General features: G+C 41.6%; 13 protein-coding genes. 9 read left to right on the top strand and 4 right to left on the bottom strand.

The annotated features are described in order from the left end of the window. Window positions 1-7 precede the first annotated feature (7 nt). The 7 genes from PROVALCAL_RS16810 (at window position 8) to PROVALCAL_RS16780 (ending at window position 6,800) form a co-directional block, all read left to right on the top strand. On the top strand, window positions 8-568 hold the full coding sequence (locus PROVALCAL_RS16810) for a Spy/CpxP family protein refolding chaperone (protein WP_006660534.1): 561 nt from the start codon (window positions 8-10) through the stop codon (window positions 566-568). Window positions 569-828: 260 nt separating this feature from the next. Further along, a complete protein-coding gene (locus PROVALCAL_RS16805) occupies window positions 829-1,410 on the top strand; it encodes a HutD/Ves family protein (RefSeq protein ID WP_006660533.1) in 582 nt (193 codons plus the stop codon). Window positions 1,411-1,643: 233 nt separating this feature from the next. Beyond that, a complete protein-coding gene (gene loiP, locus PROVALCAL_RS16800) occupies window positions 1,644-2,399 on the top strand; it encodes a metalloprotease LoiP (RefSeq protein WP_006660532.1) in 756 nt (251 codons plus the stop codon). Between the two features lie 236 nt (window positions 2,400-2,635). Next, on the top strand, window positions 2,636-3,277 hold the full coding sequence (locus PROVALCAL_RS16795) for a lysophospholipid acyltransferase family protein (RefSeq protein WP_006663196.1): 642 nt from the start codon (window positions 2,636-2,638) through the stop codon (window positions 3,275-3,277). After that, window positions 3,274-4,218 (top strand): phosphatidate cytidylyltransferase, encoded by a 945-nt coding sequence (locus tag PROVALCAL_RS16790; RefSeq protein WP_006660530.1) that lies wholly within the window; start codon window positions 3,274-3,276, stop codon window positions 4,216-4,218. Before PROVALCAL_RS16795 ends, PROVALCAL_RS16790 begins: the two co-directional genes overlap by 4 nt. Before the next feature lie 407 nt (window positions 4,219-4,625). After that, window positions 4,626-5,603, top strand: a complete 978-nt coding sequence (gene pfkA / locus PROVALCAL_RS16785) for a 6-phosphofructokinase (RefSeq protein ID WP_006660529.1) — start codon at window positions 4,626-4,628, stop codon at window positions 5,601-5,603. A gap of 180 nt (window positions 5,604-5,783) precedes the next feature. Next, window positions 5,784-6,800, top strand: coding sequence for a sulfate ABC transporter substrate-binding protein (locus PROVALCAL_RS16780; RefSeq protein ID WP_039862297.1), 1,017 nt, complete (start codon window positions 5,784-5,786; stop codon window positions 6,798-6,800). Between the two features lie 68 nt (window positions 6,801-6,868). On the opposite strand, the gene PROVALCAL_RS16775 is transcribed toward PROVALCAL_RS16780, so the two are convergent. The 3 genes from PROVALCAL_RS16775 to PROVALCAL_RS16765 form a co-directional block, all read right to left on the bottom strand. After that, on the bottom strand, window positions 6,869-7,819 hold the full coding sequence (locus PROVALCAL_RS16775) for an OmpG family monomeric porin (protein WP_006660527.1): 951 nt from the start codon (window positions 7,817-7,819) through the stop codon (window positions 6,869-6,871). 520 nt (window positions 7,820-8,339) lie between these two features. Continuing rightward, complete coding sequence (gene tpiA, locus PROVALCAL_RS16770) at window positions 8,340-9,110, bottom strand: triose-phosphate isomerase (protein ID WP_006663192.1); 771 nt, start codon at window positions 9,108-9,110, stop codon at window positions 8,340-8,342. Between the two features lie 217 nt (window positions 9,111-9,327). Continuing rightward, window positions 9,328-9,933, bottom strand: a complete 606-nt coding sequence (locus PROVALCAL_RS16765; protein WP_006663191.1) for a DUF1454 family protein — start codon at window positions 9,931-9,933, stop codon at window positions 9,328-9,330. A 52-nt stretch (window positions 9,934-9,985) separates the two neighbouring features. Between PROVALCAL_RS16765 and PROVALCAL_RS16760 the strand changes: the two genes are divergently transcribed. Next, entirely contained in the window at window positions 9,986-10,408 is a 423-nt protein-coding gene (locus PROVALCAL_RS16760) for a DUF805 domain-containing protein (protein ID WP_006660524.1), read from the top strand. An 11-nt stretch (window positions 10,409-10,419) separates the two neighbouring features. Here PROVALCAL_RS16760 and fpr read toward each other — a convergent pair whose 3' ends face one another. After that, window positions 10,420-11,166: a ferredoxin--NADP(+) reductase gene (gene fpr / locus PROVALCAL_RS16755; RefSeq protein WP_006660523.1), complete on the bottom strand. Its 747-nt coding sequence runs from the start codon at window positions 11,164-11,166 to the stop codon at window positions 10,420-10,422. Between the two features lie 440 nt (window positions 11,167-11,606). Between fpr and emrD the strand changes: the two genes are divergently transcribed. Then, window positions 11,607-12,791, top strand: coding sequence for a multidrug efflux MFS transporter EmrD (gene emrD, locus PROVALCAL_RS16750; RefSeq protein ID WP_039862336.1), 1,185 nt, complete (start codon window positions 11,607-11,609; stop codon window positions 12,789-12,791). Window positions 12,792-12,847 lie beyond the last annotated feature (56 nt).

Genomic DNA, 12,847 nt, shown 5'->3' with positions numbered 1-12,847 from the left:
TATCTAAATGCAAAGAATAGTACACAGAACAAAACACAGTTCAGTACATAAAACAGCCGCATACGTTTTAGCTTCTGCATTTGTTTTCGGTCCAGTCGCCGCGTTTGGTGAAGCATCAGAAAGTAGTAGTAATGATGAACCCTCATTAGTGCTACAAATGCAGCCTGACCAGCCACTACAAACAACACATATCGCTATTCAATTTCAGCTTCCTGAATCATTAAATAGCGACGAACGTGCCAGTGAATTTATGTTTAATGGTATCACGTTGAGTGAAAAACAGCGTCAACAGCTTCGCGACTTAATGGCAACACAACGCCATCGCCATGTTGAAAATGTTGACTCAATACAAGAACGTGAGTCATTACACAAACTTATTATAGCGGATCGCTTTGACGATAAAGCTGTCCGAGCGCAACTTGAGAAACAATTGCAAAAAGAATTGGATGAACGCGTTGAGATGGCTCGCATCCATCATGAACTTTACCAGTTACTGACGCCAGAACAGAAGGCGCAACTTGAGCAGATTAATCAGCATAAGTTCGTTGAGTATCAAGTGAAGCAGTAGAGATCCTAGTAGTGATTGTAGTTGAGTTTTTAAAGCCTGTAGTTGAGTTTTGAGTTGATCGTTGATTTTTGAAGTAAGTAGTGAAGTAGCAATAACTGAAGTTTTTCCTTGCCATAGACACCATCCCTGTCTTTATAGCCCCTTTTAGGGGCTTTTTTTTTATCAGCCTCATTTTAGGTTGTCTATACATTCACTTTCCGCGTACTATCTGTGCACTTGCAAATTACATTTTCGTTCATCAACAGAGGTCATACTGCGCCATGATCCAAATACTAACATCTCAAGATTATAAAAAAATGCCATGGAAAAATGGTCAGGGATTCACTTTAGAGCTGGCGCGAAGCCACGGTGAAGGGTTAGAAAACTTTGATTGGCGGGTATCGATTGCGGATGTGAAATCAGCAGGTCCATTCTCGTATTTTCCGAACAAGCAACGGATAATTGGGGTGCTTGAAGGCTCTGGGATGGTATTGCAGATAGATAACAACCCGCCCGTTTCTTTATTACAAAAACAGTTTCATGCCTTTCATGGTGAAAGTGATGTGTATGCCGAATTAATCAATGAAGCCATCCGCGATTTTAATGTGATTTATAACCCTGAAAAGTATCTAGCGCGCCTACAGTGGGTATCCAGCGAGTCGGTAACATCATGGATTAGCCATGGCCACTGTGTACTGATTTTTAATTTACAGGGTAAGTTAGATGTGCAAGTTGATGGGAAACACTGGGTGCTAAATGATTTTGAAACCTTATTGGTGCAAAAAGAGAGTGTACCTGCACAATACATTGCCTCGGCTGAACTATTTGGCGATTTTTGTGTTATCGAACTATTTGAAAGATAACACTACAAAGCCATTCAAGTTATTTTAGAGTGATGCAACTCCGTCAATTCACGACTATTTAGTTAGCGGATAATTCTGATAATTTCACTCTTCGAATAAAATTGTTATCGAATTCATAGATTACTTATTTAATGGCTTTATTCTTATTGTGATTTTAAAAAGAATCTTTAGGCTGTAGCCTCGAATGGTTTATTAAAAATAGTAATAGAGTTTTCTAGCAAGGAAAAAATAAGATGAAAATGAAGGCGCTTGTTGCAGTCGCAGTTTCTGCGGTCATTATGACGGGTTGTAAGAGTATGGACACTGGGCTGATGACCAACTCTGGAATGCAATTATTCCAAGCTGCAACATTATCTGATGCAGATGTTAAAAAATTCAGCGATGATGCTTGTAAAGAAATGGATGCAGAAAACAAAATTGCACCAGCTTCAAGCAAATACACACAACGCTTAAACAAAATTGCTAAAGCGTTGGGTAGTGAAGTTGAAGGAACGCCAGTTAACTATAAAGTTTACATGACTAAAGATGTCAATGCATGGGCGATGGCAAATGGTTGTGTACGTGTATACAGCGGTCTGATGGATATCATGAACGACAACGAAGTTGAAGGCGTTCTGGGGCATGAAATGGGTCACGTTGCTTTAGGTCATACCCGTAAAGCGATGCAAGTTGCTTATGCAGCGGTAGCCGCTCGTACCGCGGTAGCGGCATCAGGTAACGATGTAGCGACTCAATTAAGTTCTTCACAATTAGGTGAGCTGGGTCAAAAACTGGTTAACTCTCAGTTTTCTCAACACCAAGAAAGCCAAGCGGATGATTTCTCTTATGATCTGCTGAAAAAACGTGGTGTAGATACCAAAGGTTTAGTGACTGGTTTTGACAAATTAGCAAAATTGGGCAGCAAAGAAACCAGCATGTTTGATTCTCACCCACCATCAGATGCGCGAGCACAACATATTCGTGACCGCATTGAGGCAGATAAAAAATAATTTTTATCTCTAATGGTATTAATGGGGAAGCTAAGGCTTCCCCATTTTTTATCTGGCGTTTGGGTTTTATAGATATTTTGCATTTTATCTCAATTCTGGCGGTAAAAAGAAAGTCACAAATCAGAACTTATCCTGTTGTACTCTTGCTCGGCGCTGCCTATCTTATTAAGAAAATACGATTAAGAATTTTTTTATCATTGCCTTATTTGTGCTCGATGAAAGAGCAAGGAAAAAAGATGGAAAAAACACAGCGAGTTTCTCTATTGGCGAAAGGAATGGGAATGCTGTTGTCCGGCACTTGTCGTTTATTAACAGGAGTCCGTACACGTTGGGTAGGATGTCAGCCTGCAATTACTCCCCGTATTTACTATGCCAATCATTCAAGTCACCTCGACGGTTTAGTGATTTGGTCGGGATTACCGCCATTAATGCGCCATTTTGTTCACCCTGTTGCTGCCAAAGATTATTGGGACGGTTCGTCATTTCGTCGTTATCTCGTTAATAACGTATTTCGAGCTGTGCTGGTTGATAGAAAAGGGGACAAGCCCGCTAAAGAGTCTGTCCTTGAACCGCTAGAAGCGGTACTCACCGCTAACCATTCGCTGATTTTATTTCCTGAAGGAACCCGTGGAGATGGCGAAGAGCTCGGTAGCTTCAAAAGCGGGATTTATCATTTAGCGAAAAAATACCCCAATGTTGAAGTGGTGCCAGTGTATTTGGAAAATTTAAATCGAGTACTACCGAAAGGAACAAAGCTCGTGGTTCCTATCATTTGCTCAGCAACTGTCGGTAAGCCGTTATCACCGTTAACGGAAAACGAAAATAAAGCAGATTTTTTGCAAAGAGCAAAAGCTGCACTTGAGGAGATGATGCCATGAGTCTTTGGGATGGCGAATTAGCCCTATTATTATCCGGTGTTTTCGGTGTCTTGATGGTCGCCAGCGTCATTGGCGGCATCTTGGCATACCGTTATTCTGGCGAGAAAAGCAATCCGACGATTGATAACCTGAATGCGCGCATCCGTGCTTGGTGGGTGATGTGTATTATCTGCGTTTTGGCGGTAGTGATTGGTCATATTGGCGTGGTGATTTTATTTGCGCTGATCTCTTTCTTTGCATTAAGGGAGTTTGTGACGTTAGCGCCAACGCGTCGTAGTGATCACGAGGCGCTTTTCTGGTGTTTCTTTGTCTTCCTGCCGCTGCAATATGTATTGGTTGGTATTGAATGGTACGGGATGTTTTCGATTTTTGTCCCTGTATTTGTGTTCTTATTTTTACCGACACGTATCGCTTTGGCTGGGGATACCTACCATTTCCTAGAACGTACCGCCAAAATTCAGTGGGGCATGTTGGTCACGGTTTTTTGTTTAAGTCATGTACCCGCGTTATTGATGCTGAATATTGAAGGGTATCAAGGGGAAAACGTGAAGCTGTTGCTGTTCCTAATTGTGGTGACGCAGATTTCTGATGTGTTGCAATATGTCTTCGGTAAGCTACTCGGTAAACACCCTATCGTGCCTAAGTTGAGCCCAAATAAAACGGTGGAAGGGTTTATCGGCGGCATATTAAGCTCGGTGCTCATTGGTATTTGCTTGTACTGGGTCACCCCATTTAGTTGGTGGGCGGCAGGGTTAATGTCATTGGCGATTACGTTAATGGGCTTTGTGGGCGGTTTGTGTATGTCTGCAATTAAGCGTGATAGCGGGATTAAGGATTTTGGCGCGATTATTGAAGGGCATGGCGGAATGCTAGATAGAATTGACTCTTTATGTTTTGCCGCACCTATTTTCTTCCATTTAACCCGTTATTTTTATACTTAATTTTTTATATTATGGGCAAATCGCTAAATAGCAAAAAGCACCTTCGGGTGCTTTTTTTATAGGAAAGTCGTGTTCAGCTTGTAATGATGGCGTCGCATATAGATTAACATGCTATCATCGAGACTTAATTTGTACTTCGAAGTAAGATGATTGTGCGCGATAGGTTGATTTTCGTCATTTGAGCTAAAATTATGTAATCGAGATCACAAGAAAACATAAAAATTGGCGGTAAAACGCATGCATAATCCCTGCGCTGTCGTATTATTTCGCTAGGTGAATCAATTCAGCACTATGGTGTGGTGAGTATTAACTGCCTGTTAGGCGGAACAGTTTGCCAGGCGGAAGCGGAAATAGTGCGGTAGTTTTTTCATAGATTTGCAATTTATGTTCATTAATCAGAGGTCATCATGGTCAAGCAGATTAAAAGAATTGGGGTTTTAACGAGCGGTGGAGACGCACCGGGTATGAACGCAGCAATTCGCGGCGTGGTTCGTGCGGCGTTAGCGGAAGGCTTGGAAGTTATGGGTATTTTTGATGGATACCTCGGTCTTTATGAAAACCGTATGAAGCAATTAGACCGTTATAGCGTTTCAGATATGATCAACCGTGGCGGCACATTCTTAGGTTCTGCGCGTTTCCCTCAATTCCGTGATGAAAAAGTCCGTGCGATAGCAGTTGAAAACCTGAAGAAAAATCATATCGATGCACTTGTTGTCATTGGTGGTGATGGTTCTTACTTAGGTGCAAAATGCTTAACTGAATTAGGTTTCCCATGTATTGGTTTACCTGGCACGATTGATAATGACGTTGCTGGAACAGACTACACAATTGGTTATTTCACTGCGCTAGAAACCGTTGTTGAAGCGATTGACCGCTTACGTGATACATCCACTTCCCATAAACGTATCTCTATCGTGGAAGTGATGGGGCGCTATTGTGGTGATTTAACGCTATCTGCGGCGATAGCGGGCGGCTGTGAATTCTTAGTGCTGCCAGAACAAGAAATGCCATTTAACCGTGAAGAATTATTAGCTGAAATTAAGCGTGGCATTGAAAAAGGTAAGCGTCATGCGATTGTGGCGATCACTGAGCACGTTTGTGATGTTGACGAGTTAGCGAAATATATTGAAGCAGAAACTCACCATGAAACTCGCGCTACGGTATTAGGGCATATTCAGCGTGGTGGCTCGCCAGTGGCTTATGACCGTATTCTGGCTTCTCGTATGGGCGCATATTCTATTCAGCTATTGCTTGAAGGCTATGGCGGGCGCTGTGTTGGGATCCAAAATGAAAAATTAGTTCACCATGATATTATTGATGCGGTAATGAACATGAAACGCGTCTTTAAGAAAGATTGGCTGGAAACAGCGAAAAAACTGTACTAATTTTTCTCCTCTGTCATTGCAAATCTCACCGGTATGGTTGGCTATAGGCTGATCATATCGGCGAAGATTATGCATATTCCCTCCGATATTCCTCTTATGTATAAGATTTACCTTTTCGGTATTTCCCGTTGTTGCGGGTATCTGTCAGCCTGATCCTGTTTTCAATTAATGGAGAAAAGGATGATGGTACGTTTCTGGCAAAGTTCTCGCTATCCCATAGCGGCATTCTCTTTATTGTTATTAACTGCGGGGACATGGGCGAAAGACATTCAAATATTAAATGTCTCTTATGATCCAACTCGTGAGTTTTATCGTCAATATAATCAGGAATTTGGTGATTATTGGAAAGCGAAAACAGGGGATACCGTCACAGTACGACAATCACATGGTGGCTCTGGTAAACAAGCAACCTCCGTTATTAACGGTTTAGAGGCGGATGTCGTCACGCTTGCATTAGCATATGATGTCGATGCGATTGCCCAGAGTGGCAAAATTAATTCAGGTTGGTTGAAAAAACTACCAGATAATTCAGCTCCTTACACATCGACTATTGTCTTTTTAGTGCGTAAAGATAACCCAAAAAATATTCGTGATTGGGATGATTTGATTCGTAAAGACGTTTCAGTCGTGACGCCAAACCCTAAAACATCAGGGGGAGCACGGTGGAATTATTTGGCGGCATGGGGATATGGATTAGAAAAAAATCATCATGATCCTGAAAAAGCCAAACAGTTTGTAAAACAGCTATATCAAAATGTGGAAGTGCTGGATTCCGGAGCGAGAGGGGCAACGAACAGTTTTGTCGAGCGCGGTATTGGTGATGTCTTGATCGCGTGGGAGAATGAAGCACTATTAGCGATTAATGAATTAGGGGCTAAAGGGGATTTTGAAATCGTCACGCCAAGTATTTCTATTTTGGCGGAGCCAACAGTTGCGGTTGTTGATAAGACCGTGGACAAGCGAGATCACCGTGAAGTGGCACAAGCCTATTTAGAATTCTTGTACTCGCCAAAAGGACAAGAAATTGCCGCGAAAAATTATTATCGTCCTCGTGATGCTCAAGTCGCGAAAGCGTATCAAGGGCAATTTCCTCAATTGAAATTACTCACCGTTGATGACAATTTTGGTGGCTGGCAAAAAGCACAGGAAACACATTTTGCTAACGGCGGAGTTTTCGATGAAATCATTCGCCGTTAGCCATTAGAGAGAGAAAAAATTCAGTATCTAGCCGCCCTTGATAGCTGGAGGGCGGCTAGGTATATAGCTTACCAGCTATATTTCACACCCAATTGACCAAGATACATTGTCTGCTTATTGCTATTCCCTGATGTTTTTTCATTGCCTTTCGGGTATTTCCAGTTAGTCGGTTCGTAAGCCGCGCCCGCCCATAAGGCTAACTTAGGCGTCACTTTGTATTCCACTTGAGTTCCGATGCGGTAGCCGCTGCGTAATTGCTGGGTTGTATATCCTTTATTGTTGTATTCAATGTCAGCAATGAGATAACGGAAATAAGGGGAAATACTCCAGTTTTGGTTAATGGTGACTGGTAAGCCAAGGCGAATCTGACGTTGTAAAGATTGCGTAGTGAATTCATTATCCCACGCTTTATCGCTGTAATAACTGAGTCTGGCCTTAATATCATCGGTGAGTTTGTAGCTCACGCCCACTTCTGATTCAAATTCGTAGCTGTTGGCTTCATAGAAATTGCTGTAATAGTAAAAAGCCCCCCAAAAATCAAATGTCCATCTGCTATCAAGGTAGATTGAACCTGAAGGCATTAGCCAATACAAACTATTAGATGAACGGGATTGTGTACCTGGAGTTCCATCATTTGATTCTTTGCGATAGGTAAAATTGATATCGAGATTAGAGATTTTATCCTTGATAAATTGTTTGGTTGCTCCGATTTGGGTTCGGTTACGAATGTAGGAATCGCGAGAGTTGGAAAAGTTCTTTCCGTGATTTCTTAATGATTCTCGGTGTTCTAGATCAAAAGACCACGTTGATGTTGGATTAGTTAGTGATAACTTACCAATCATGCTGGCTTTGTCATACACTTTGTTATTCTGTGAGTCTCGTTGACCTTGATACTCTTCAAGCTCAAGATACACATTGGTTTTGACTCGCCAATGGTCTTCAGTGGATTGAGAATAACTGATGGTTGGAAAAATGATTGCTGTGCTAAGAATTAAACCTGTTATAGACTTCATATTCATCCTTTATAGAATGCTTTAATTATCTAATGATTTTATTTTCAATGGGCGCACAAATTAATTATAAAAGATTGAATATGGGCTTTTGTATTGAAAGTCCAAGGGTTTAATTACAATTAATAAGGTTCATTGATATCTTTGATATATTATTAGTGTGATGACTAAAATATTATTTTCTTAAATAATCGGCAAGCCGATGCAAGCAATCTAAATGAACTTCCGTGATATTGTCTATTGTTATTTTTTGATGTGATAGCTATTTAAATTAGTGGGTTAGCTAATATGGTTGCATCTATCAGTCTGTGTTTATTCGGTTTTTTATCGTTATTTCCAATGAGAGTGAAGATAGTCTGATATTTATATTGTCACTATTTTAATGTGGAGTTAAACATTGTGATTTGATTTTCATGTCATAATTTTAAAATTATTTATAAATATTGGTTTTTATTATTTAATCTTAGGGTATTAAAAATAAAAACGCCTATTTAAATAAAATAGGCGTTTAATTAAAAATAAAACGTAATTATTTTGATTTTTTAGCTTCTGCTGCAGCTTTAACAATGACGGCGAAAGCATCTGCTTTTAAGGACGCTCCACCCACTAAAGCACCATCAATATCCGGTTGAGTGAATAACTCAGCAGCGTTGCTTGCGTTAACTGAACCGCCGTATTGAATAATGACTTGTTCAGCGATAGCAGCATCTTTCTTCGCAATGTGGCTACGAATGAATTTATGGATAGCTTGTGCTTGTGCTGGCGTTGCTGATTTGCCTGTTCCGATAGCCCAAATTGGTTCATAAGCAATAACCGCACCTTGGAATGCTTCGGCACCTAATGTGTTCAGAACAGCATCGATTTGGCGAGCACACACTTCTTCAGTTTTGCCAGCTTCATTTTCAGCTTCGCTTTCACCGATACACAGAACTGGGATTAATCCTTGCTCTTTCAGCACTGCGAATTTTTTCGCAACGAACTCATCGCTTTCTTTGTGATAAGTACGACGCTCTGAGTGACCGATGATGATGTATTTTGCACCGATGTCTTTCAGCATTTCAGCTGAAGTTTCACCAGTGAATGCGCCAGACAGGTTGACGTCAACGTTTTGTGCGCCTAATGCGATGCGGCTGCCTGCAATAGCGTGTTTAGCTTGAGTTAAGTAGATAGCGGGTGGTGCAATCGCCACGTCACAGCCATCAACGCTGCTCAGTTCATTACGCAGACCAGCAATTAGCTCATTGACCATCTGGGTGCTGCCGTTCAGTTTCCAGTTACCCATTACCAATGGATGTCGCATGTTATTTCCTCCAACCAAGAAGTTTGAATGATTAATCAATTAGTTTTTCATCACGCGATCAACGAATTACGCGCAACGAGACGTTTCTGTCGCTGTTCCTGCATTATAGGAACAATGGATAATAATAGCTTTGCTTTTCATCATGCTTATTGTCAGAGCGTGATCATCATCCATTTAGTCTATTTATTGACTTTGAAAACTTATCGTCTTCGAGAGCTTATTGCTCTAGCTTAATCGGTTCAACAGCAAAAGTAAGCACATTATTATCACTTTTTACCAAAATATACCGTAACGCACCCAATCTTGCCTCTTCAGCACGCGTTGGATTTTTATTTGCCATAAATTTGTTGAGTGCGGCTGTTAGCTCAGGGGCTTTATCCATTGAAACGTTAGGATCAAATTGGTGGATGATGGCGATAATATAACGTTCAATTAATTGTCGATTCTCTTGTGCATCCGCTTCATTGTCAGTAGGGAGCAAAGTGATCTGCAAGCTTTTAATTTTCTCGCTGCCTCGTTCAAGAACAGCGGAAGAGTATATTTGCTGATTAATGCGTGATGCGGCACGGATATAGGGTGCGGAGATATCTTGGCTAGCAATAACTTTGTATTCATGAAGATACAAGTCTTTATACGTTTGATTGAACTGATTGCGTAGCTCTGGAATAGTGAGATTAAAGGTCGGCGCATCGGGCGCTAAATAAGCCACGCTTAAGTCAGTATCGGGTAAAGTGGGTACCTTTTGAGACAGCGCCATTTGTGGAAAATAGCATACAAAAGCGGTTATGATGATGGACATGGAACGGAATATTGGTTGAGCCATTTTTTCTGCCACTTATTCTTCAGAGATTAATATTGTATCAGGATTACACACAATGACATTACTACAATGGGCTTTTTCCTTTAAAGGCAGAATTGGGCGTCGACCTTTTTGGGCAGGCATAGCCAGCTGCTTTATTCTCGTAACTCTAATTTCGTTGCTGCAAAATGCGTTTTCCATCCCTGATGCTGTCATTGTGGTGCTCTTTATTTTACTACTGTATCCCCTTGCGGCGATTTTTACCAAACGCTTACATGATAGAGGCAAACCGGGAGGTTGGTTTGCTTTGATCGTATTGGCTTTTGCACTTTATTCCATCGATGTGAGCCAATTAGCCGATATTTGGCAATGGGGAATTGGGCGCTTCCTTCCACTGTTGATTACGATGATTATGTTGATTGATTGCGGCGTTTTTGTGGGAATGGAAACTGAAAATCCCTATGGAGAAAAGACAGATAATGTGGATTACCTGTCTTAGCAGTAAAACGATTACCAATATTGCTCGCTGGTAATATGCCCCGGTTTACGGCGTAAATGTTTTATTAGCCCATGAGTGTCTTTGAGTTTATCGCGGGTATCTCTCACCATTTCAGGGTTGCCACACAGCATAATGTGGCAATTTTCTGCGTCAATTGGTAGTCCCACAAACGTCTCTAACTGATGATCTTCAATTAATGCGGGAACGCGTCCATACAGTGAGCCGGCGACTTGTTCACGACTGACTACGGTTACAATGCGTAATTTTCCTGCGAATTGTTGCTCTAACTTCTGCATTAGTGGCAGGTAACTGAGGTCTTTTTGGTAGCGGACGGCATGTAACAGGACGATTTTATCGAAGCGTTCTAACCCTTTGTTCTCTTGTAAAATGGAGAGAAATGGACCAATTGCTGTTCCTGTAGAAAGCATCCAAAGATGCCGACATTCAGGAATTTCATCTAACACAAAGAAACCCGACGCTTCATCGGTGATTTGCAGTGTATCGCCAACCTGTAGCTCAGCAAGTTTTGGACTCAATTTACCATTTGGGACGATAACAAAATAGAATTCGAGTCGATTATCACTAGGGGCATTCACATAGGAGTAGGCGCGAGCAACGCGTTCTCCATTAACTTCAAGGGCAAGCTTGGCAAATTGTCCTGCAATAAACGGCTGAATTGGGGCATCAACCACTAAACTAAATAAAGTGTCCGTCCAATATTTGGTTTCTACTACCCGACCTGTTACCCAATTTGCCATAACTGTATCCTGTTATCGAAAAAACACAGAGAAAGTGTTCAGCACAGTGAATTATTTAAGATATACATTGCTGAACTTAATAGGATTTCATACTAGATCAGTTCATTGTTTATGCTTATCGATAAAGTGTTTTAGTGGATTATTCTGCAAATGGAGGGTTTGGTAATTTTAATGTACAGTTAAGTTGACAGAGGTGGCGAATATTACTGCCAATGCATTGAAAATTAAAATGGTGTTCCAGCTCGAAAAATTCATAAATTTTGTTATCTTAATCACATAAGAACAATTTCAATTGTTTGCTAGTTATATAATTCCAATGTAACGGGCAAAACAACAAACAAAAATCTATTATTTAATCCTGAATGCAGGTGTTCGCGTTATTAAACCTTAATAATGCAGCGCTATATTGTGCTCGGGAATTGTGAATGTCTGAGAGCAAAATGAGAAAGCTTGAAAATTTTAATTTATTATTGATGTTGATTGCCCTCGCTGCGGTTGGGCAAATGACTCAAACAGTCTATGTTCCGGTTATTGCTGAAATTGCTGTTTATTTCGGTGAGCCTTCCGGTTCTGTGCAACGCGTCATGGCGGCGTATCTGTTTTCTTACGGTTTTTCGCAATTATTATACGGTCCTCTGTCTGACCAAATTGGCCGCCGTCCTGTGATTTTAGCGGGTTTATCCATCTTCTTAGTGTCAACGGTTGTCGCAATTTTCGCGCCAACGTTAACCGTATTAACGATCGCGAGCGGTTTGCAGGGATTAGGAACCGGTGTTGCTGGTGTGATGGTAAGAACCATGCCTCGTGACTTGTATAAAGGCACAGCGTTACGTTATGCCAACAGTTTGCTAAATATGGGGGTATTAGTTAGCCCGCTGTTAGCGCCGATGTTTGGTGGGGTATTGGCCTATTTCTTTGGCTGGCATGCCTGCTATATTTTCTTATTCTTACTGGGCGGAGGGGTATTGCTAAGCATGTATCGCTGGATGCCAGAAACCCGTCCAATCTCGCCAGAAAAGCATAATTTAGTGGCATCATACCGTGAATTATTGTCTAACGGTTCGTTCCTTTCTTACTTAACGATGTTGATTGGTGCATTAGCTGGGATCGCCGTTTTTGAAGCATGTAGCGGTGTATTGATGGGCGGAGTGTTAGGGCTGAGCAGTATCACGGTCAGTATTCTGTTTATTCTGCCTATTCCCGCGGCATTCTTTGGCGCTTGGTATGCAGGGCGTGAAGGTAAGAGTTTCTCGGCACTTATGTGGCAGTCTGTGCTGATTTGCTTAGCTGCAGGAGTCATGATGTGGGTTCCTGGTTGGTTCGGCATCATGAATACATGGACACTACTTGTTCCCGCTTCTATTTTCTTTTTCGGTGCAGGCATGTTATTCCCATTGGCGACAACGGGCGCAATGGAGCCATTCCCCTATTTAGCTGGTGCGGCAGGGGCATTGGTGGGCGGACTACAAAATGTGGGCTCTGGTGTGGCGACATGGGTGTCAGCGTTGATGCCACAAAATGGACAATTCAGTCTTGGTCTACTGATGTTTTTGATGTCAATGCTGGTGGTATTGTGCTGGCTGCCGTTAGCTCGCCGTATGAACCACACTGAGCGAATGGTTTAACCTAAGACTTTCGTTTAAGAATCTAAAATAAGGGGGCAATTAAGCCCCCTTATTTT

It is taken from the genome of Providencia alcalifaciens DSM 30120 (assembly GCF_000173415.1).
In the GTDB taxonomy this organism is placed as follows: Bacteria; Pseudomonadota; Gammaproteobacteria; order Enterobacterales; family Enterobacteriaceae; genus Providencia; species Providencia alcalifaciens.
This window is presented reverse-complemented; position numbering and strand designations above follow the sequence as displayed.